Source organism: Streptomyces sp. FXJ1.172 (assembly GCF_001636945.3).
Classification (GTDB): domain Bacteria; phylum Actinomycetota; class Actinomycetes; order Streptomycetales; family Streptomycetaceae; genus Streptomyces.
In genome coordinates, this window is record NZ_CP119133.2 from 8,298,021 (window position 1) to 8,318,829 (window position 20,809).

Here is a 20,809-nt window from a genome sequence, read left to right on the forward strand (position 1 = left end):
CGCCCCGCGCGGGGCATCCGCACGTCCGCGGCCGGCGGCGGGACGGTGGCCGGCCCCCCCGCAGGAACGGCCGACCATCGACGTGCGCATCCGGCGCATCGGCGGGACCATGACCTGCGTGGGATACGCAGGCACGTCCCGGACCGTCCTCCTGCGGCCCGGCGAGTCCGTCACGCTCCGGGAAATCGCCCGGTGAACGGCTGGTTCGGACGCGGCTGCCGCGTCACCGCCGCCCTGCTGACGGCCGTCGGCTGCCAGTCCGCGTCCGCTCGCGCGGCCGGCCCGCCGCCCGCGTCCGCCGCCCGCGCCTTCGGGGTCGTCACCTGGGCGGCGAGCGCCGACCGCCTGGGCCAGGGCACGCCGGGCGAGGGCTACCGGCTGATCGTGCACACCAGCGTCGGCGGCACCGCACTGCGCGTCCGTGTGACCGATGCCTTCGGCGACCGCCCGCTGACCCTGGACAGCGTCTGGGCGGGTGTGCGCGACCGGGGCGCCGCGCTGCGCCCGGGCAGCAACCGGCGGCTGACCTTCGGCGGCGCCCGCACGGTCACCGTACGGGCCGGAGCCGTCGCCTGGAGCGATCCGCTGCCCGGCACGCTGCGGCCCGGCACGGACCTCGTCGTCAGCCTGCACACCCCGGACGCGGCCGGCCCGGCGACCGGCCACGGGATGGCGCTGCAGACGTCGTACACCGGGCACGGCGACCACACCGCCGAGGAGAGCGGTGCCAACTGGACGCGGACGACGGGCTCCTGGTGGTACCTGGACGCCGTGTCCGTACGGCCGCCGAGCGCGGCCACCGCGGCCGTGGCCGCTCTCGGCGACTCGATCACCGACGGCCGGCACTCCACCAGCGACCTCAACCGCCGCTGGCCCGACTACCTGGCCCGGCGCCTGCGCACGGCCCGCACCGACATCAAGGGGGTCGCCGACGAGGGCATCTCCGGCAACAAGGTCCTCGCGGACGGCGCCGGGCAGAGCGCCCTGCACCGGCTGGACCGGGACGTGCTGTCGCTGCCCGGCGTGCGCACCGTCTTCCTCTTCGAGGGCGTGAACGACCTCAAGGCGCACACCAAAGTCACCCCGGCCGAACTGATCGCCGGATACCGGGAGATCGCCCGGCGGGCGCACGCGGCCGGCAAGTGTGTCGTCGCCGCCACCCTCAGCCCGTTCGAGGGCTGGCCCGAATGGGACCCGGCCGCCGAGTCCGTACGCCAGCAGGTCAACCGGTACCTGCGTACCACCCACGACGTCGACGCCGTCACCGACTTCGACCGCACCCTGCGCAACCCCCGCGACCCCGAGCGGATCCGGCCCCTCTTCGACGGCGGCGACCACCTGCACCCCAACGACAAGGGCATGCGGGCCCTGGCCGACGCCGTCGACCTGCACCGGCTGGACTGCGCACGCTGAGCGGGGTTCCGGCCGGGCCGCTGCGACCCGGCCGGTTCAGCGCAGCGTCTGCGCCCAGTTCGCCGGCACCCGTCCCGCCGGGCCCGGCACGGGCTGGTCCTCGGGATGGCCGGCCGGCGGGGCCAGGTCGGGGCCCGAGGTGTACAACTCCTCGGTGGCGTAGTTCCAGAACCACTCCTCGCCCGGCTCGAAACTCCGGATCACCGGGTGCCCCGTGGCGTGGTAGTGGGCGGTGGCGTGCTTGGCGGGGGAGTCGTCGCAGCAGCCGATGTGGCCGCACTGCGCGCACCGGCGCAGATGGAACCACCAGCCGCCGCCCTCCTCGCACTCCACGCACCCGGTGCCGCTGGGCGGGACGCCCGGATCGATCGCCTCGGTGCCGTCGGTCCTGCTCATCGGCTCTCCTCCGTTTCCTCGCCGGGAGTTTCCGCGGTCAGGGGCAGCAGCACCTGGAAGCGGGTGTCGCCGGGCACCGACTGCACGCGCAGGGTGCCGTGATGCTTGTTGACGACGATCCGCCAGGAGATGTCCAGGCCCAGCCCGGTGCCCTCGCCGACCGGTTTCGTGGTGAAGAACGGGTCGAAGATGCGGTCCTTGATCTCCTGCGGTACACCCGGCCCGGTGTCGCGGAACTCCACCAGCAGCCGCTCGTGGTCGAGCGCCGTCCGTACGGTCAGCGTGCCGGTGCCGCCCGCGCTGTTGACGGCGGAGACCGCGTTGTCGATCAGGTTGGTCCACACCTGGTTCAGCTCCGCCGGGTAGGCGGGCACCGGCGGGAGCGTACGGTCGTACTCCTTGACGACCTCGATGCCCGCACCGATCTTGGCGGAGAGCATCAGCAGTGTGCTGTCGAGGAGTTCGTGCACGTCGACCACCCGGTAGGGCGCCCGGTCCAGCTGCGAGTACTGCTTGGCCGCGTCGACGAGATGCGAGATACGGGTGGTGGAGTCCTCGATCTCGTTCATCAACAGCTCGGTCTCGATGGTGTAGTTGAGCCAGCCGACCGCCCCGGGCAGGATCTCCTGGTCCACGGCCGCCGCGACCTGCTCCAGCCAGTCGACGTCGAGCCCGGCCTGCACGAACGTCGGCGCCACCTGCCAGCCGTAGTCGATGCCGTGGTCGTCCAGCCAGTCGGTGAGCAGGTCCTCCCGGTCCGCGGCCTCCAGCGGGCTGAGCACCGGGGCCTTCGCGACCCGCTCGGCCGTCCGCTCCTGGAGCTCCATCAGGCCCGCCAACGCCTCGCGGGAGAACGGGCCTTCGGCGATCAGGGCGAGCTTGCGCCGCATCTTGGCGACCCGTTCGCGCAGCGTGGCCGTGGCCCGTACGGCCGCCGCCGCGGGGTTGTTCAGCTCGTGCGTGAGCCCCGCCGACAGCGAGCCCAGCGCCAGCAGCCGCTCACGCTGCCCGATCATCGCCTGGGTGTTCTTCGCCCCGAAGAACAGGCCCTCCAGCAGGTGCACGGCCATCGGGAACCAGTCGGTCATGACCTCCGCGAAGATGTCCGCCGGCAGCACGAAGAACCGGGTCGGCTCCGTCACCCGCATCGAGTTGTTGTACACCTGCCGCACCCGGTCGCCGAGGTACGCCTGCATCGCGCCCGCGTACACCCCGCTCTGCGAGGTGCGGGTGACCTCCACGTCGTCGCCGCCGACCCGGCGCGACAGCACCACCGTGCCCTCGATCATCACGAAGAAACAGGTGGCCGTGTCCCCCTCGGTGTACACCGGGCCGGGGTCGAACAGCTCCACCCGCCCCTCGCTGCACAGCCGCCCCAACTGCTCGGCGCTGAGCTTCTCGAAGAGGAACAGCGAGCCGATCTCCTTCGGACTGCACGGCATGATCCGACCGCTCATGTCTGCTCCAGACCGTTCATGACTGTTCCAGATACCGGTGGACGAGCATCACGGCCATGGCCCCCTCGCCGACGGCGGATGCGACCCGCTTGGCGGACTCGGCGCGCGCGTCACCCGCCACGAACACACCGGGCACGCTGGTCTCCAGGTGGTACGGCGCCCGGTCCAGCTCCCAGCCGGCCGGCGGGCGGCCGTCGGGGGTCAGGTCGGGTCCGGCCAGGATGAACCCGCGCTCGTCGCGCAGCACCGCGTCGCCCAGCCAGTCCGTCAGCGGGGCGGCACCGATGAACACGAACATCCAGTGCGCGTCCACCCGTTCGCTCTCGCCGGTCACCGTGTGCCGCAGCGTCAGCTGCTCCAGGCGGTCCGCGCCGTGCGCCGCGTCCACGACCGTGTGCGGGCGCACCGAGATGTTCGGCGCCTCGTCGATCTGCTGGATCAGGTAGTACGACATCGAGGCCGACAGGTCCGGGCCGCGCACCAGCAGCGTCACCGACTTCGCGACCCGGGACAGGTACATCGCCGCCTGGCCCGCCGAGTTGGCGCCGCCGACGATGAAGATGTCCTGCCCCTGGCAGGCCGCCGCCTCCGTCAGCGCCGAGCCGTAGAACACCCCGCAGCCGGTCAGGTCGGTGCAGCCGGAAGCCTCCAGCTGCCGGTACTGCACCCCGGTCGCGAGGATCACGCTGTGCGCGGCGATCGCCGAACCGTCCGCGAACCGTACGATCCGGGCGGCGCCGTTGACCTCCAGCCCGGTCACCTCCCGCGCGGTCAGCATCTCGGCGCCGAACTTGGCCGCCTGCCGCCGCGCCCGGTCGGTGAGCTGGGCGCCCGAGACCCCGTCGGGGAAGCCCAGGTAGTTCTCGATCCGGGAACTCTGCCCGGCCTGCCCGCCGGTCGCCGACCGCTCCACCAGCACGGTCCTGAGCCCCTCGGAGGCCCCGTACACGGCCGCGCCGAGCCCGGCGGGCCCGCCGCCGATCACGACGAGGTCGTAGAAGTCGGCCGTGGGCCTCGTCGCCAGACCCACCTTCGCCGCCAGTTCGGGCGCCTCCGGTTCCACCAGGGTGCCGCCGTCCGGGGTGATCACCAGCGGCAGCCGCTGTCCGTCCTGCCCGGCGGCGGCCAGCAGCCGCTGTCCCTCCGGCTCGTCCACCGAGTACCAGCGGTACGGCACCTGGTTGCGGGCCAGGAACTCGCGCACGTCCGAGGACCGCGCCGACCAGCGGTGACCGACCACCTTGGTGCTGGGCACGGCCCGGTGGTCGCTGGTGCGCCAGGCCTGCAGCAGATCGTCCAGGACCGGGTAGAGCTTCTCCTCCGGCGGGTCCCACGGCTTGAGCAGATAGTGATCGAGGTCGACCACGTTGATCGCGTCGATCGCCGCGTTGGTGTCCGCGTACGCGGTCAGCAGCACCCGCCGTGCCCCGGGATACACATCCAGCGCCTGCTCGAGGAACTCGATGCCGTTCATCTGCGGCATCCGGTAGTCGGCCAGGATCACCGCCACCAGGTCGCCGCGCAGCTTCAGCTCGCGCAGCGCCTCGAGCGCGGACCGGCCGGATTCCGCCCGCACGATCCGGTACGACTCGCCGTAGCGCCGCCGCAGATCGCGGGCGACGGCACGGGAGACCCCCGGGTCGTCGTCCACGGTCAGGATGACGGTCCGCGCTGCCTCGGCGGCCTGTGTCATACGTCTCCCACCCCGAGTCGGTTCCCGCGGCACGGCGTCCAGGGGAGCGCCGCACCGGTTCTCAGCCATCGTATGTTCGACGGCGCCGATTCGCCCCGGGATACCGAGGGGCCGGTGATCAGCCGGGCTGCCGTTCCCCGAGCCTGCCGCGGTGCCGGTCGGCGTTCCCGGCGCGTCCGGGAGATGATCGTTCCCGGTGGTGCACGCGCATCACGCACCACGCGGCGACGACGAGGAGACCACGCATGACACGCCCGATCACGGCAGGGGTGGACGGTTCCGAGGAGAGCCTGGCCGCGCTGGACTGGGCCGCCCGGGAGGCCGTACGCCGGGGGCTGCCGCTGCGTGTGGTGCACGCCTGGCGCTATGCCGAGCAGCTCGCCACGGCCGACCGCAGCGCCCAGCGGGGGTGGGTGTCGCAGGGCGTGCGGGAGGCCGTGCGGGCCGTCGCCGAGCGGCATCCGCAGCTCGCCCCGGCCGTCGACGTCGTCGAGGGCGAACCCGCGCACGCGCTGGTCCGGGCCGCGGCGGAGGCCGAGATGCTGGTGCTGGGCTCGCGCGGGCACGGCCCGGTCGTCGGGTTCCTGCTCGGCTCGGTCGGCCTGCAGGCGATCGCCGAGTCGGGCCGGCCGGTCGTGCTCGTGCGGGCCGGGGACAGGCCGGCCGCCGAGGCCGCCGGGCGGGACGTCGTGGTCGGCCAGCAGGGCGACGGCGAGGACAGCGCCGCCGCGCTGCGGTTCGCGTTCGAGACGGCGGCAGCGCGTGGCGCGACCGTCAGGGCCGTCCGGGCGTGGACGCTGCCGCCGGTCTTCGCCTACAGCCCCGGTTCGCTCAAGCTGCTGGACGACGCGGGCGGCCTCGAGCCGTACGAGAAACAGGCGCTGGCCGACGCCTTGCGGCCCTGGCGGGAGCGGTTCCCGGACGTGCCGGTGGCCGAGCAGGTGGAGCTGGGCAGCGCGGGCCAGGTGCTGCTGGAGGCGGCCGGCCGGGCCCAGCTGCTGGTCGTCGGGCGCCGGGCGCACCGTACGGCCGTGGGCGCCCGGATCGGCTCGGTCGCGCACGGGGTGCTGCACCACGCCGGGTGCCCGGTCGCCGTGGTCCCGCACGACTGAGGCTATTGCGGGGCGGACCGTGCCTTGGGCAGCACGTTCTCGGTGTAGTCCTTGACGGCCGTGTCGAGGCCGATGTCGTGCTGTGCGCGCTCGGACAGGTACCAGCGGTGTTCGAGGAGTTCGTGGTAGATCTCGGCCGGGTCCATCGGGCCGCGCAGCTCGGGCGGGACGGCCCGCACGGCGGGCCGGAAGACGTCCCGCACCCAGCGGTGGGCGAGGACCTCGGGGCGGGCGGCGAGGGGATCGCCGGGCGCGTAGTCGTCCTGCGTGGCCATCCAGCTCTCCAGGTCGCCGAGCAGCCGTCGTGCCTGGTTCTCCTCGGTGTCCAGGCCGGTCAGCCGCAGCAGCTGGCGCTGGTGGTGGCCGGCGTCGACGACCTTCGGCACGAAGGTGACCGTGTCGCCGCCCGAGGAGTGCTCGATCTGCATCTCGGCCACGTCGAAACCCAGCTCGTTCAGGCGGCGGATGCGGCGCTCGATGTAGTGGTACTTGCCCGCCGGGTACACCGAGGTGCGCGTCAGCTCCTGCCACAGCCCCTGGTAGCGGGTGCAGATCTCGTGGCCGAACGCCACGGGATCGACCGACGGGTGCAGCGCGCCGGACGCCTCCAGGTCCAGCAGCTCGCCGCTGATGTTCACCCGGGCCAGATCGAGGTCGTACGCCCGCTGCCCGGGACTCAGCCGCGGGTGCAGGTCGCCCGTCTCGGCGTCGACCAGGTAGGCGGCGTAGGCGCCCGCGTCGCGCCGGAAGAGGGTGTTGGACAGCGAGCAGTCGCCCCAGGCGAAGCCGGCCAGGTGGAGGCGGACCAGCAGCACGGCGAGGGCGTCCATCAGCCGGTGCATGGTCGCCGGGCGCATGGTCGTCTCGAACATCGAGCGGTACGGCATCGACCCGCGCAGATGCCGGGTGACCAGGACCGGCTCCAGCGGTCCGCCCGCGCGGCCGGTGCGGCCGGTGACCACCGCGAGGGGGTCGACGGCCGGGATGCCGAGCCGGTCGAGGTCGCGCAGCAGCTCGTACTCGCGCAGCGCGGGCCGCTCGGCCAGCTCCTTGACGGCGATCACCTCGTCGCCGGCGTGCGCGTACCGCACGACGTGCCGGGAGATGCCCCTCGGCAGCGGCACCAGGTACTCCTCGGGCCACTCCTCCACAGGCACGTCCCAGGGCAGGGCGAGCAGGAGCGCGGGGTGCTCCGGGTTCGTGGCGTTGATCTGCAGGGCCATGGCACGAACCCTAAGGGCCCGCGCCGGAGTTCTAGGAGGCCCTTTCCCGGGCCTGCTCGGCCGCCGCGCGCACCGGACCGTGGTGCACCGGCCCGTGTCCCGGCAGCAGGGTGTCGCCGTCGAGCGCGCCGATCAGCTCCAGCGAGGCGATCGCCCGGGCGCGGTCGTGGTGGAAGAAGTCGGTCAGCAGCTGCGGGCCCTTGATCCGCGAGATCGCGTGCCCGCTGACCAGCGCGTCGCCGGAGATGACGATCCCGGCGTCGGGCAGGTGGTAGACACAGTGGCCGTCGGTGTGGCCGGGAGTGTGCACGGGCACGGGACGGCCGGGCAGATCGAGCTTGCCGTCCGCGGGGAACGGCTCGGGAGCGGTGACGGGGTGCTGCTCGGTGCCGCCGACCCGCACCGTGTGCACCGCCCAGGACAGCACGCCCGGCCGCCAGAGATTGCGCGCCACGTCGCCCACGGTGGCCTGCTGGAGGAACTCCCGGCGCGCGTGCGGGACTTCGGCGGGATGCAGGAGGACCGGGGTGCCGTGGGCCGCGCGCAGGTACTCGGCCGAGCCCAGGTGGTCGTTGTGCGCGTGCGTGATCAGCACGGCGGCGACCGCCTCCGGTGAACTGCCCACCGCCGCGAGGGACTCCAGGACCCCCTGCCGGTCCCCGGGGTACCCGGTGTCCACGAGGGTGACGGCGTCCCCGTCCTTGAGGATCACCCAGTTGACGTTGCTGCCGTGCACCAGATAAGTGCCGTCGGCGACTTGCCGTACTTGTGCCCGCATGGTCTCCCCGCCCCCCGGTTGCCGCTGATCGTCGCGGGACAGCCAACCAGATGGCCCACCGCCCCGCGCAAGAGGGGTGACCGCCCGCGTCAGCGCACTCCGTGCGGCCGGAACTGGACGCTGATGCGCGGGCCCGCGGCGCGTGCGGTCTTCGGCACGCAGTGCTCCCAGGTGCGCTGGCAGGAGCCGCCCATGACGATCAGGTCGCCGTGCCCGAGCGGGCGCCGCAGGGTCTCGCCGCCCGTGCCCACCGGGCGCAGCAGCAGGTCCCGGGGCGCGCCGACGGAGAGGATCGCGACCATCGTGTCCTCGCGGGCGCCCCGCCCGATCCGGTCCCCGTGCCAGGCCACGCTGTCCCGGCCGTCGCGGTAGAAGCACAGCCCGGCGGTCGTGAACGGCTCGCCCAGCTCCTCGGCGTAGTGCCGGGACAGGGCGTCGCGGGCCTCCCGCAGCACCGGGTGGGGGAGCGGGTCCCGGTCCGCGTAGAAGGCCAGCAGGCGCGGCACGGCCACCACGTTGTCGTACATCTTGCGGCGCTCGGCCCGCCACGGCACCTGCGCCGCCAGCCGCTCGAACAGGGCGTCGGCCCCGCTCAGCCAGCCCGGCAGGACGTCGATCCAGGCGCCGGCGCCCAGTCCGGTCCGGCGCAGCCCGTCCAGCGGGCCGAGCCGCAGCTCGTCGGTCTGGTCGAACAGGGAGCCCTGGAGGTGGGTGGACATGAGCCCAGCGTACTCCTTAATCGAATATACGTTCCCATCGGCTCGCTGCGGCCCGCCCCGCTCGTGCGCGGGGCTTTCGATACATCGGTGTATCGGATACATTCGCGTATCGAACGGAGGGCGGTGACGGTGAACGACACACCCAGGCGCGTCACCCGGCGCCGGGTCGCCACCCGGGCCCGGCTGCTCGAAGCCGCCTTCGAGGTGTTCGCCGCCAAGGGCTTCGGCCGGGTCTCCATCGAGGAGATCTGCGAGGCCGCCGGCTACAGCCGGGGCGCCTTCTACTCGAACTTCGCCACGCTCGACGAGCTGTTCTTCGCGCTCTACCAGGAGCGCGCCGACCTCATCGCCGCCCAGGTCGCCGACGCCCTCGCCGAGGGCGGACCCGATCTCGACGTGCCGGCGTCCGTGGACCGGGTCACCGAAGTGCTGCTGCTCGACGTGGACTGGCTGCTGGTCAAGACCGACTTCCTGGTGCACGCCGCCCGCGATCCGGCCGTCGCCCGGGCCCTCCTCGACCACCGCGCACGCCTGCGGGAGGCCGTCGCCGACCGGCTCTTCCGGGCCCGCGGCCACACCGCACTGCCCGCCGTGCTCGGCGACGTGGACGGCGCCGCGCACGCCGTGGTCGCCGCGTACGACGGAGTCACCACCCAGCTGCTGCTGGACAAGGACGTCGAGACGGCGCGGGCCTGGCTGAAACAGCTGCTCACCGCGCTCCTCACCGACGGCGGCAACACCCCATCCACGCACTGAGGATCTGAGGAAGGAACCGGACGCCATGGACGCGGACGTCATCGTCGTCGGAGCGGGCCTCGCCGGCCTGGTCGCGGCGCACGAACTCACCAGCCGGGGACGCAGGGTGGCCCTGGTCGACCAGGAGAACGCCGCCAACCTCGGCGGCCAGGCGTTCTGGTCCTTCGGCGGGCTCTTCCTCGTCGACTCCCCGGAACAGCGCCGCCTCGGCATCAAGGACTCCTTCGACCTCGCCTGGAACGACTGGCAGGGCAGCGCCCAGTTCGACCGGCTGGAGGACGAGGACTCCTGGGCGGTGCGCTGGGCGCGCGCCTACGTCGAGTTCGCGGCCGGCGAGAAGCGCTCCTGGCTGCGGGGGCACGGCATCGAACTGCTGCCGACCGTCGGCTGGGCCGAACGCGGTGATCTCAGGGCGACCGGACACGGCAACTCCGTGCCCCGCTTCCACATCGCCTGGGGCACCGGCACCGGCGTGGTCGAACCCTTCGTGGAGTACGCCCGCCGGGCCGCCCGGGACGGACTGCTCACCTTCCACCACCGCCACCAGGTGGACGAGCTGGTCATCGAGGACGGCACGGCCCGCGGGGTACGCGGCACGGTGCTCGCCGAGGACCGCTCGCCGCGCGGCGTCGCCTCCAGCCGCGACCGGGCCGGCGACTTCGAACTCACCGCCCAGGCGGTCGTCGTCACCACCGGCGGCATCGGCGCCAACCACGACATCGTCCGCCGCTACTGGCCCGAGCGGCTCGGCACGCCCCCGGCCGAGATGGTCACCGGCGTCCCCGCCTACGTCGACGGCCGCATGCTCGACATCAGCGCCGGCGCGGGCGTCCGCCTGGTCAACCGCGACCGCATGTGGCACTACACCGAGGGCCTGCAGAACTGGGACCCGATCTGGCCGGGCCACGGCATCCGCATCCTGCCCGGCCCGTCCTCCGTCTGGCTGGACGCCCTCGGCCGCCGGCTGCCCGACCCCTGCCTGCCGGGCTACGACACCCTGAGCACCCTCAGGCACCTGCGCACCACCGAGGACATCGCCGGGTACGACCACTCGTGGTTCATCCTCACCCGCAAGATCATCGAGAAGGAGTTCGCGCTCTCCGGATCCGAGCAGAACCCCGACATCACGGCGAAGGACCGGGGCGCCGTACTGCGCGACCGGCTGCTCGGCAAGGGCGCGCCCGGCCCCGTCCAGGCCTTCGTGGACAAGGGAGCGGACTTCGTGACCGCCGGCAACCTGGAGCAGCTGGTCGGCAGGATGAACGACCTGACCGGCAAACCGCTGCTGGACGCGGCCGGGGTGCGCCGCCAGATCGAGGCCCGCGACCTGCAGATCGCCAACCCCTACAGCAAGGACTCCCAGGTCCAGGGCATCCGCAACGCCCGCCGTTACATCGGTGACCGTCTCGGCCGGGTCGCCGTGCCGCACCGCATCCTCGACCCGGCAGCAGGCCCCCTCATCGGCGTCCGGCTGCGCGTGCTGACCCGCAAGACCCTCGGCGGCATCCAGACCGACCTCGACTCCCGCGCCCTGGCCGCCGACGGCACCCCCATCGAGGGGCTGTACGCGGCGGGCGAGGTGGCCGGCTTCGGCGGCGGCGGGGTGCACGGCTACAACGCGCTGGAGGGCACCTTCCTCGGCGGCTGCCTGTACTCCGGGCGGGCCGCGGGCCGGCACGCGGCCCGGCAGACGGGCTGAGGGCCCGGGACGGGAAGCGGGCTCGAGGCCCTCCGGGCGGTCAGCCCTTCAGCAGGTCCAGCAGCACCTGGGCATGACTGCGCTCGGGCGTCTTCGACGCCGTCAGCAGCGTCATCCGGCCCTTGCGGGCCGCCTTCCTGAGGCCGTCGAGCAGCTCGGCGGCCGCAGGGGCCGCAAGCTCCGTCTCGTAGCGGTGGCGGAACTCCTCGTACGCGCCGCCGCCGTGGAACCACTTGCGCAGCTCGCTCGACGGCGTCAGCTCCTTGGGCCACTCGTCGACGTGCGCCTCGTCCTTGGAGATGCCGCGCGGCCACAGCCGGTCCACAAGCACCCGCCGGCCGTCGTCGGACTCGGGCTCGTCGTAGATCCGGCGCACACGCACGCTCACTTCGGGCCCCTCTCGGATCGCGGACGGTGCCGTGAGCCTAACCGCGGTGTTCCGGCCACCGGGTGCGACGCGGCGTAACGTGGCCTGAAGGAGCGGAACACCAGGACACCACCGTGCCTACTCTGGCGGCCAGACGATCACCGGCCACTCCTCGAGGAGCGCATGTGACGCCATCCCCCAGACAGCCCGCCCGGCGCCGTACCACGATCCGCCGGGCGGTCCGCGCCACCGTCCCCGTCGCCGTTGCGGCACTCGTCGCCGCCACCGGACCCGCAGCGCCGGGCACCGTCGGCGCGCCCGGCGCGGGCGACCCCTACTTCCCGCTCAGCGGCAACGGCGGCTACCACGTCCGGCACTACGACCTGACGCTGCGCTACGACACCACGACCCGGCACCTCGACGCCGGTGCGGTCCTCTTCGCCCGCGCCACCCAGCCACTGACCCGCTTCGACCTCGACCTCACGGGCCTGCACGTCACCGGCGTCACCGTCGACCGCACCCCGGCCGCCTTCCGCCGCAGCGGCCAGGAACTCGTCGTCACCCCCCGCCACGCCCTCCGCGCGGGCCGGCCCTTCCGGATCGCCGTCACCTACCAGGGCACCCCCGGACCGGTCACCGACCTCGACGGCTCCGAGGACGGCTGGATCCCCACCGACGACGGCGCCTTCGTGGCGGGCGAGCCGCAGGGCGCGATGACCTGGTTCCCCGCCAACGCACACCCCAAGGACAAGTCGTCGTACGACTTCACGATCACGGTGCCGCAGGGCCGCACCGCCGTCGCCAACGGCGAACTGCTCTCCCGGCGCACCGCGCACGGGCGGACGACGTTCCACTGGCGCGAGACCCGCCCGATGGCCGCCTACCTGGCCACCGCGACCATCGGCACCTTCCAGGTCCAGCGCTACACCACCGCCGACGGCATCCAGGTCTACAACGCCGTGGACCCCCGGGAGGCGCGCGCCGCCGCGCCCGTGCTGAAGAAGCTGCCGGCGGTCCTCGCCTGGGAGAGCAAGCTGTTCGGGCCCTACCCGTACCGCTCCGCCGGCGCGATCGTCGACCACGACCCGGACGTCGGCTACGCGCTGGAGACCCAGACCCGGCCGCTGTACGACTCCGCGCCCGACCTGACCACCCTCGTTCACGAGAGCGCCCACCAGTGGTTCGGCGACTCCGTCTCGCTCGCCGCCTGGAAGGACATCTGGCTCAACGAGGGCTTCGCCACCTACGCCGAGTGGCTGTACACCGAACAGCACGGCGGTGACAGCGCCCAGAAGACCTTCGACGCCCTCTACGCCACCCCGGCCGGCAACGGGCTGTGGGCCTACCCGCCGGGCGATCCGGGCAACGGCGAGAAAATCTTCGGCACGCCCGTCTACTTGCGCGGCGCCATGGCCCTGCACGAGCTGCGGGGGGCCGCCGGCGACCGGGACTTCTTCCGGATCCTGCGCGCCTGGGCGGCGGACCACCGCGACGGGCACGGCACGACCGCCCAGTTCACGCGGCTGGCCGAGCGGGTGTCCGGAAGACGGCTGGACGGGCTGTTCCACACCTGGCTGTTCACCAAGGGCAAGCCGAACAGCGCCTGAGCGCTTACCGATTCCGAACAGACCCTTACCGGTTTCAAACAAGTGTCGGCCAAGGTCGGCACCATGATCCATCGCAGAACCGCCGTCGCGCTCCTCGCCTCCCCGCTGCTGCTCACCGGCTGCGGCGGCGGAGCCGAGGCGACCGAGCGCCGGACGCCGTCCACCCCTCCGGCGCCCACCGGCACCCCCACCCCCGAAGTCCAGGCCGCGCAGGCACCGCAGGGCATACCCGGTCTCGGCCCCGCCCGGACCGCCGCGCTCCCCGAACGCTGCGAGCAGGCCGTCGTCGTCACCGGACGCGGCAGGGACTCCCCGGACTGCACTGTCGTCCTGCACGAACGCACCGCCACCGGCTGGCAGGCCGGCCCCGCCTGGCCCGGCCACAACGCGCTGCACGGCTGGAGCGGCCACCACATGCTCGGCGACCTGCGCTCCCCGCTCGGCGTCTACACCCTCTCCGACGCCGGCGGCCTGCTCCCGGACCCCGGCAGCAAACTTCCCTACCACCACTCCGGTGGCTTCCACTCGCCCGGCAGCGGCTTCGAGGGCGAACCGCTCGAGGGCTGCTTCGACTACGTCGTCGCCATCGACTACAACCGCAAGCCGGGCACCTCCCCCCTGGACTGGACCCGGCCGCTCGGAGCCGGGCGCGGCGGGGGAGTCTGGCTGCACGTCGACCACGGCGGGCCCACCCACGGCTGCGTCAGCGTCGCCAAGGCGCACATGAAGGACCTGCTGCGCACCCTCGACCCGGACCGGCATCCGGCCGTCGTCATGGGGTACGCCGACTGGCTCGCCGCCTGAGCCGCTTAGGATCCGGACCCGTGTGCGCACATGTTCTGGTCGCCGAGGACGACGAGAAGCAGGCCGAACTGATCCGCCGTTCCCTCCTGGCCGAGGGACACACCGCCACGGTCGTGCACGACGGCGCCGCCGCGCTGGACGCCGCCCGGCGCCTGCGGCCCGACCTCCTCGTCCTGGACCTGATGCTCCCGGTCGTCGACGGCTTCGGGGTGTGCCGGGTGCTGCGCGGCGGCGAGGATCCGGAGATCCCGGTGGTCATGCTCACCGCCCGCTCCGCCGAGGACGACGTACTGCTCGGCCTCGAACTGGGCGCCGACGACTACATGACCAAGCCGTACAGCCCGCGCGAGCTGATGGCCCGGATCCGTACGGTGCTGCGGCGCAGCGGGCGCGGCGCGGGTGCCCGGGACGGCGACGTGGTCGTGCGGGCGGCCGGGCTCAGTGTCGATCCCGAACGGCACGAGGTGCGCTGCGACGGCGTACCGGTGGAGTGCACGCCCGCCGAGTTCCAGATCCTGCTGGCCATGGCGGCGGAGCCGGAGCGCGTGTTCAGCCGGCGGCAACTGCTGCACTGCACCCGCGGTTTCGACCGGGCCTCCACCGAGCGGGCCGTCGACGTGCACATCATGAACCTGCGCCGCAAGATCGAGGCCGACCCGCGCCGCCCGGCCCGCCTGCTGACCGTCTTCGGCGTCGGCTACAAGCTGAGCGGCACACGAGCGTGAGACGGCGCGAGTCCCGTTGCGGGCGGGAGGTGCCCGACAAGCGCCGGATCCCGTTGCGCAAACGGCTGCTCGTGCGGCTGCTGTCCGTCTCCGCCCTGATCGCCGTCTGCTCGGTGGCCGCCACCGCCTGGCTCGCGGTCACGACGACGACCAGCGCCCTGAAGGAGGAGCAGGGCCAGGACCTCGCGGCCGACAACAGCATCCTGGCCCGGCTCAGCGGATACGCCGCCACACACGCCGACTGGTCCGGTGTCCGGCGCACCGTGCGGGAACTGGCCGACCAGACCGGCCGCCGGATCGCGCTCACCACCGCCGACCGCACCCTGGTCGCCGACTCCGCGCCCCATGGCACCCCGCTGCCACCCCGGCCCGCGGCCACCGTCGACCCCCTGCACACCGACACCTACAGCGAGACCGGTGCCCAGCTCAGCGGCATCGACCCGCGCGTGGTGGGCCCCTACCTGCTCCCGGCGAGGGAGCGGGCGAAGCTGGACACGCTCGCCGCCGCCCGCAAGCGGTGCTACGAGCGCTTCGGCCTGCAGGCCACCGTCGTCCGCACCGTGAGCGGGCGCCCCGTCGTCACAGGCACGGACGGCACCGACCCCGCCGGCAACGGCGCCACGGCGTGCGAGGACGGACAGCTCAACGCGCCGACCCCGACCGAGCGCACGTCCCTGGACGCGCTCACGGACCTCGCCCGGCCCTGCCTGAAACGGGCCGGACTCGACCTCGACGGCCCGCTGTTCCTCACCTACGACCCCAGTGGCAAGGACCCCTTCGGCGGTGGCTACCTCTTCGCCAAGTACGCCAGGGCGGGCAAGGCGGCGACGGCACACGCGGCCCAGCAGTGCCTGCTGACCGCCCGGCGCGCCCAACTGGAGCCGTACGTCGCGCCGGTGGCCGAGCTGTTCCTCGGCATCGGCGACCAGAGCCCGTCCCGCTTCGACATGTCCGCGGCCAACAAGGCCAAGGTGATCGGCGCGGCCGGCCTCGTCCTCGCCGTCACCGTCGCCGTGACCGCCGTCGTCGCCGTCCGGCTGGTACGGCCCCTGCGCGCGCTGACCGAGGCCGCGGGGGCGCCGCCCGAACTGCACATACGGGTCCCGGTGACCACGAGGGACGAGACCGGCATCCTCGCCGAGGCCTTCAACGACCTGACCGAGCGCCGTGAACGCCTGGAGGCCCAGCGCAAGGCTATGGTCAGCGACATCGCCCACGAACTGCGCAGCCCGCTCACCAACATCCGGGGCTGGCTCGAGGTCGTCCGGGACAAGGTCGTCGACCCCGAACCGGCCCTGCTGGACTCCCTGCACGAGGAGGCGCTCGTGCTGCAGCGGATCATCGACGACCTCCAGGACCTCGCCGCCGCCGACGCCGGCACCCTGCGACTGCACCGTGAACCGCTGCGCGCCGCCGACCTGCTGGAGCAGGTGGCCGCCGCGCACGGTGTCGCCGCAGACACCGCCGGGGTCGCCCTGCGCACCTCGGCCGACCCCGCCGCCTGGCTGGACGCCGACCCGGTGCGGATGCGGCAGGCACTGGGCAACCTGGTCTCCAACGCGCTGCGGCACACCCCGGCCGACGGCACGGTCACGCTGGCCGCCCGCCGGGACGGCACCGATGTCGTGCTCACCGTCACCGACACGGGGACGGGGATCGCGGCGGAGGATCTGCCGCATGTCTTCGAGCGGTTCTGGCGCGCGGAGAAGTCCCGCAGCCGTCGTACCGGCGGCAGCGGGCTCGGCCTGCCCATCGTGCGCCATCTGGTCGCCGCCCACGGCGGCACCGCCGAGGCCACGAGCGAGCCCGGCACCGGCACGGCCTTCACCCTGCGCCTGCCCGGCACCGAGCCGCTCACCGACGATCCCCTCGGCACCGCCCCGCCCCACGACGAGTGCTGACGGTCCGGGTCCCGGGTCAGCGCAGGCGGGGCCGGGAGCGTGCGCGACGGCGCAGGGTCCGGCGCTCCAGCTCGGTCGTGCCGCCCCAGATGCCGGTGCTCTGGCCCGTCGCCAACGCCCAGTGCAGGCACGGCTCCCGGGCCGGGCAGAGCCCGCACACCGTCTTGGCCCGCTCGGTCTGCACCAGCGCCGGTCCGCTTGTGCCGACGGGGAAGAACAGGTCGGGGTCCACGTGACGGCAGGCGGCATGGTCGCGCCAGTTGTCCATCGCAGTCTCCTGGATTCGTCTCCTGGATGGGATCGAACTCGTCCGGTGGTCGAAAACCGTGCTCAGGGTTTCGGGTGACCGGTCAGCGCGGCGGGAAACGGGGCAACTGCCGGAAATCAGGCCGGAAACGGAGCAGATGGGCCGCGGGGCCGAGGACACCCGTGCCCGACCGGGCACCGGGGACGCGGAGTTGGGGACGATGGCCGGATGGGCCGCTCTGCCGCGCCGCCGTCGGACCACCGTACCCCGCCCCGGGCCGCCCGGCACCGGTCGGACGGCGGGATTCCGGTGTCCGACCGGTCAGCGGCGCAGCGTCTCGGCCGCCGTCGCCGTCACCGCGTCGGCCAGGGCCGCCAGTGCGGGGGAGTCGAGCTTCCACTGCTGCCAGTACAGGGTGACGTCCACCCACTGGCCGGGAGCGAGCAGGCGCAGCCGTTCCTCGGCGAACAGCTGCCCGGCCTGGGCCTCGGGGAGCAGGCCCCAGCCGAGCCCCGCGGCGACCGCGTCGGCGAACCCCTCGGAGGTGGGCACATAGTGCCGCAGGGGGCTCGCGGCACCGTGACCCAGCCGGCGTACGAAGGCGTCCTGGAGATCGTCCTTGCGGTCGAAGACCACGACCGGGGCCTCGGGCAGCAGCCGGGTCAGCGATCCGGCCAGGTGCCGTCGCGCGAACTCCGGTGCGGCGACCGGCAGATAGCGCATCCGGCCGAGCGGGCGGACCGTGCACCCCGGTACGGGTTCGGGCAGGGTCGTCACCGCCGCCATCACCAGCCCCTCGCGCAGCAGCGCCGCCGTGTGGCCCTCGTCCTCCCGGTGCAGTTCGAAGCAGAGGCCCTCCACCCGGGTCAGCGCCGGCAGGAACCAGGTCGCCAGCGAGTCTGCGTTCACCGCGACCGAGACCCGGGTCGGCTCCCCGGCGCCGCTCAGCCCCAGCTCGCCCCAGGCGTCCCGCTCCAGCCGCGCCAGCTGCCGGGCGAAGCGCACCAGCACCGCCCCGGACTCCGTGGGCCGCACCGGCTTGGTGCGCTGCAGCAGCACCCGGCCGGTGCGCTGCTCGAGCGCCTTGACCCGCTGGCTGACCGCCGACGGCGTCACATGCAGGGCCGCCGCGGCGGCGTCGAAGGTGCCCTCGTCCACCACGGCGAGCAGGGTCCGCACATGGTCCAGGGGAAGCTCGTTCATCACGGCAGCTAAGGATACGTAAGAATCTTTAGCTGTATTTGCGCGGGAGGGTCTCCTAGCGTCGACGGCATGAACCACGCCCTGACCGCCGCGGCCGCCGGATTCGGCAGCGGACTCTCCCTGATCGTCGCCATCGGCGCCCAGAACGCCTTCGTCCTGCGCCAGGGGGTGCGCCGCGACGCCGTCCTGGCCGTGGTCGGCATCTGCGCCCTGTCCGACGCGGTGCTCATCGCGCTCGGCGTCGGCGGGGTGGGCGCCCTCGTGGTGGCCTGGCCGGGCGCGGTCCGCGCGGTCGGGATCGTCGGCGGCGCCTTCCTGCTGTGCTACGGCGCCCTCGCCGCCCGCCGGGTGGTCCGGCCCGGCACCGGGCTGCGCGCGGAGGGAGAGGCGGCCGGCTCGCGCCGCCGGGCGGTGCTCACCTGCCTGGCGATGACCTGGCTCAACCCGCACGTCTACCTGGACACGGTGTTCCTGCTCGGCTCGCTCGCCGCCGACCGGGGCGCGCTGCGCTGGACCTTCGGGCTCGGCGCCGCGTGCGCCAGCCTGTGCTGGTTCGCCGCGCTCGGCTTCGGCGCCCGGCTGCTCGGCCGCTTCCTGGCCCGGCCCGGCGCCTGGCGGCTGCTGGACGCGCTGGTGGCCGTCACCATGCTCGCCATGGGCGCCCTGCTCCTGGCCGGATCCTGAGTCGACCGCTTCGGCCCGTACGGCTGGTGTGCTGAGATAGTTAGGTTCGCGAATCGAAAAGATGTAACGAGCAACCAGGACACCCGTGGACACGAGCGAGAGCAGCACCACCGAACCCGGCCCCACGCGGCAGGAGGCGACGGCCCTGCCCCGGCGCGGCTGGCGCCGCTGGGCGATGGACACCCGCCCCCTGCGCATCCCCGCCTACCGGCGCCTGTGGACGTCGACGATCGTGACCGCCGTCGGCAGCCAGCTCACCGCCGTCGCCGTGCCCAAGCAGATCTACGACATCACCCACTCCTCGGCCTGGGTCGGCTACGCGAGCCTGGCCGGTCTCCTGCCCATGGTGGCGTTCGCGCTGTGGGGCGGGGCCGTCGCCGACGCCGTGGACCGGCGCAAGCTGCTGCTGGTCACCAACAGCGGCATCGCGGTGACCTCGCTGCTGTTCTGGGCGCAGGCCGTCACCGGTCTGGACTCGGTCGCCGTCCTCATGGTGCTGCTCGCGCTCCAGCAGGCCTTCTTCGGCCTCAACGCCCCGGCCCGCAACGCCTCCATCGCCCGCCTGGTGCCCGCCGCGGAACTGCCCGCCGCCAATGCCCTCGGCTCCACGGTCACGCAGACCGGACTGGTGGCCGGTCCGCTGCTCGCCGGTGTGCTCATCCCGGTCATCGGGCTGCCCGAGCTGTATCTCATCGACGCCCTGGCCCTGTGCGTCACCGTGTGGGCCGTCTTCCGGCTGCCCGCGCTGCCGCCGCTCGGCGACGTCGCCGCCCGCCGGGCCGGGATACGTCAGATAGGCGAGGGCTTCCGCTACATCTCCCGGCACAAGGTGCTGCTGCTGTCGTTCCTCGCCGACATCGTCGCCATGGTGTTCGGCATGCCCCGGGCCCTGTTCCCGCAGCTGGCCGCCCAGACGTACCACTCGTACGGCGAAGGGCTCGCGCTCGGCGTGCTGTTCGCCGGCATCCCGGTCGGTGCGGTGCTCGGCGGCCTGTTCTCCGGGGTGTTCTCGCGGGCCCGCCGGCACGGCTGGATGGTGATCGCGGCGGTCGTCGGCTGGGGCGTGGCCGTCGCCGGGGCCGGGCTGAGCGCGAACCTGTGGGCCGCCATGGGCTTCCTCGCCCTGGCCGGGGTCGCCGACATGGTCTCGATGGTGTTCCGCGGTGCGATCCTGCTGTCGGCCGCGACCGACGAGATGCGCGGCCGGATGCAAGGTGTGTTCACGGTGGTCGTGGCGGGCGGACCACGCCTGGCCGACGTCCTGCACGGCACGGCCGGCTCCGCCTTCGGTCCCCGGGCGGCCGTGGCGGGCGGCGGCGCACTGGTCGTGGTGGTGATGCTGACCCTGGCCGCCGCGGTCCCGGCGCTGCGGCGGTACCGGATCTGAACGGGCCGGGCCGCCGGCCGGGGTCGCGTCACAGCAGACCGCTGCGCCGCCGGATCGCGTACTGGTCCATCAGCTTGCCGCGGGTCGTCTCCAGCCGGCCCGCGAGGATCTCGGCCACGGTCCGCACCAGCGACAGCCCGAGCAGCGGATCCTCCACGCACAGCGCGAGCACCGCGGGTCCGTCGAACTGGTAGGCCCGTACGTTGCTGAAGGCGACCGCCCCGAAGTCCCACTGGTACGGCGGGAACAGCCAGGACCAGCCGAGCAGGTCGCCCGCGCCGAGCGTGGCCACCGTGACCCGCTGCCGGGAGGTGACCTGCTGGTCCAGGTGGACCGCGCCGGAGCGGATCACCCAGAACCGGTCGGCGGTGCCGCCCGCCTCGAAGATGCGGGTGTCCTCCGGGAAGGAGACCTCCTCGGCCAGCTCCATCATGCGCTCGCGCTGCGCCTGGGGCAGGGCGGTGAGCAGTTTGATCGCTTTGGTCATGGCGCGGGGCTCCTCACCGGCGGCGGTGCGGGTGGTGTCGTCAAGCCCATTTCAGCCGCTGCCGCCGTTGCGGGCACCTCGAAGGGCGGGCACCGCGTGCCGGATCACCTGTCCGGTGGCGCGTGCGGGCAGCAGAAAGCCCTGGCCGGAC

20 protein-coding genes are annotated in these 20,809 nt (G+C 73.3%); 10 read left to right on the top strand and 10 right to left on the bottom strand.

Annotated elements, in window-relative coordinates; all coding sequences use genetic code 11:
• The first annotated feature begins 192 nt into the window (after nt 1-192).
• The gene (locus tag A6P39_RS37480) at nt 193-1,413 is read left to right on the top strand and encodes an SGNH/GDSL hydrolase family protein (protein ID WP_067042216.1); all 1,221 of its coding nucleotides are present in this window, start codon (nt 193-195) and stop codon (nt 1,411-1,413) included.
• A 36-nt stretch (nt 1,414-1,449) separates the two neighbouring features.
• Here the strand turns inward: A6P39_RS37480 and A6P39_RS37485 are convergent, their stop codons facing one another.
• From A6P39_RS37485 to A6P39_RS37495, 3 genes are read right to left on the bottom strand one after another with little or no spacing between them, the layout of a single operon-like run.
• Nucleotides 1,450-1,809 (bottom strand): UBP-type zinc finger domain-containing protein, encoded by a 360-nt coding sequence (locus A6P39_RS37485; protein WP_067042213.1) that lies wholly within the window; start codon nt 1,807-1,809, stop codon nt 1,450-1,452.
• On the bottom strand, nt 1,806-3,266 hold the full coding sequence (locus A6P39_RS37490) for an ATP-binding protein (protein ID WP_067042210.1): 1,461 nt from the start codon (nt 3,264-3,266) through the stop codon (nt 1,806-1,808). Before A6P39_RS37490 ends, A6P39_RS37485 begins: the two co-directional genes overlap by 4 nt.
• Before the next feature lie 16 nt (nt 3,267-3,282).
• On the bottom strand, nt 3,283-4,959 hold the full coding sequence (locus tag A6P39_RS37495) for an FAD-dependent oxidoreductase (protein WP_067042207.1): 1,677 nt from the start codon (nt 4,957-4,959) through the stop codon (nt 3,283-3,285).
• A gap of 245 nt (nt 4,960-5,204) precedes the next feature.
• On the opposite strand from A6P39_RS37495, the gene A6P39_RS37500 reads away from it, so the two are divergent.
• A complete protein-coding gene (locus A6P39_RS37500) occupies nt 5,205-6,071 on the top strand; it encodes a universal stress protein (RefSeq protein ID WP_067042204.1) in 867 nt (288 codons plus the stop codon).
• 2 nt (nt 6,072-6,073) lie between these two features.
• Here A6P39_RS37500 and A6P39_RS37505 read toward each other — a convergent pair whose 3' ends face one another.
• The 3 genes from A6P39_RS37505 to A6P39_RS37515 form a co-directional block, all read right to left on the bottom strand.
• Nucleotides 6,074-7,294 (bottom strand): DUF4032 domain-containing protein, encoded by a 1,221-nt coding sequence (locus A6P39_RS37505; protein WP_067042202.1) that lies wholly within the window; start codon nt 7,292-7,294, stop codon nt 6,074-6,076.
• Between the two features lie 31 nt (nt 7,295-7,325).
• Nucleotides 7,326-8,072: an MBL fold metallo-hydrolase gene (locus A6P39_RS37510; protein ID WP_067042199.1), complete on the bottom strand. Its 747-nt coding sequence runs from the start codon at nt 8,070-8,072 to the stop codon at nt 7,326-7,328.
• Between the two features lie 89 nt (nt 8,073-8,161).
• Nucleotides 8,162-8,791, bottom strand: coding sequence for an alpha-ketoglutarate-dependent dioxygenase AlkB family protein (locus A6P39_RS37515; RefSeq protein ID WP_067042197.1), 630 nt, complete (start codon nt 8,789-8,791; stop codon nt 8,162-8,164).
• Nucleotides 8,792-8,920: 129 nt separating this feature from the next.
• Here A6P39_RS37515 and A6P39_RS37520 point away from each other — a divergent pair, with 129 nt between their 5' ends.
• A complete protein-coding gene (locus A6P39_RS37520; protein ID WP_067042304.1) occupies nt 8,921-9,547 on the top strand; it encodes a TetR/AcrR family transcriptional regulator in 627 nt (208 codons plus the stop codon).
• 25 nt (nt 9,548-9,572) lie between these two features.
• Nucleotides 9,573-11,246, top strand: a complete 1,674-nt coding sequence (locus tag A6P39_RS37525; RefSeq protein ID WP_067042194.1) for an FAD-binding dehydrogenase — start codon at nt 9,573-9,575, stop codon at nt 11,244-11,246.
• Between the two features lie 40 nt (nt 11,247-11,286).
• Here A6P39_RS37525 and A6P39_RS37530 read toward each other — a convergent pair whose 3' ends face one another.
• Nucleotides 11,287-11,634, bottom strand: a complete 348-nt coding sequence (locus tag A6P39_RS37530; protein ID WP_199840733.1) for a DUF488 domain-containing protein — start codon at nt 11,632-11,634, stop codon at nt 11,287-11,289.
• Between the two features lie 164 nt (nt 11,635-11,798).
• On the opposite strand from A6P39_RS37530, the gene A6P39_RS37535 reads away from it, so the two are divergent.
• The 4 genes from A6P39_RS37535 (at nt 11,799) to A6P39_RS37550 (ending at nt 16,650) form a co-directional block, all read left to right on the top strand.
• The gene (locus A6P39_RS37535; protein WP_067042189.1) at nt 11,799-13,220 is read left to right on the top strand and encodes a M1 family metallopeptidase; all 1,422 of its coding nucleotides are present in this window, start codon (nt 11,799-11,801) and stop codon (nt 13,218-13,220) included.
• A 63-nt stretch (nt 13,221-13,283) separates the two neighbouring features.
• On the top strand, nt 13,284-14,024 hold the full coding sequence (locus A6P39_RS37540) for a L,D-transpeptidase family protein (protein ID WP_067042301.1): 741 nt from the start codon (nt 13,284-13,286) through the stop codon (nt 14,022-14,024).
• A gap of 20 nt (nt 14,025-14,044) precedes the next feature.
• The gene (locus A6P39_RS37545; RefSeq protein ID WP_067042185.1) at nt 14,045-14,749 is read left to right on the top strand and encodes a response regulator transcription factor; all 705 of its coding nucleotides are present in this window, start codon (nt 14,045-14,047) and stop codon (nt 14,747-14,749) included.
• 29 nt (nt 14,750-14,778) lie between these two features.
• Complete coding sequence (locus A6P39_RS37550) at nt 14,779-16,650, top strand: sensor histidine kinase (protein ID WP_067042181.1); 1,872 nt, start codon at nt 14,779-14,781, stop codon at nt 16,648-16,650.
• A gap of 16 nt (nt 16,651-16,666) precedes the next feature.
• Here A6P39_RS37550 and A6P39_RS37555 read toward each other — a convergent pair whose 3' ends face one another.
• Nucleotides 16,667-16,918, bottom strand: a complete 252-nt coding sequence (locus A6P39_RS37555; RefSeq protein ID WP_067042178.1) for a WhiB family transcriptional regulator — start codon at nt 16,916-16,918, stop codon at nt 16,667-16,669.
• A 300-nt stretch (nt 16,919-17,218) separates the two neighbouring features.
• Nucleotides 17,219-18,103: a LysR family transcriptional regulator ArgP gene (locus A6P39_RS37560; RefSeq protein WP_067042175.1), complete on the bottom strand. Its 885-nt coding sequence runs from the start codon at nt 18,101-18,103 to the stop codon at nt 17,219-17,221.
• Nucleotides 18,104-18,169: 66 nt separating this feature from the next.
• On the opposite strand from A6P39_RS37560, the gene A6P39_RS37565 reads away from it, so the two are divergent.
• On the top strand, nt 18,170-18,784 hold the full coding sequence (locus A6P39_RS37565; RefSeq protein WP_067042173.1) for a LysE/ArgO family amino acid transporter: 615 nt from the start codon (nt 18,170-18,172) through the stop codon (nt 18,782-18,784).
• Nucleotides 18,785-18,869: 85 nt separating this feature from the next.
• Nucleotides 18,870-20,171: an MFS transporter gene (locus tag A6P39_RS37570; protein ID WP_067042171.1), complete on the top strand. Its 1,302-nt coding sequence runs from the start codon at nt 18,870-18,872 to the stop codon at nt 20,169-20,171.
• 28 nt (nt 20,172-20,199) lie between these two features.
• Here A6P39_RS37570 and A6P39_RS37575 read toward each other — a convergent pair whose 3' ends face one another.
• Nucleotides 20,200-20,658: a cyclic nucleotide-binding domain-containing protein gene (locus tag A6P39_RS37575; RefSeq protein WP_067042169.1), complete on the bottom strand. Its 459-nt coding sequence runs from the start codon at nt 20,656-20,658 to the stop codon at nt 20,200-20,202.
• Nucleotides 20,659-20,809: the final 151 nt, after the last annotated feature.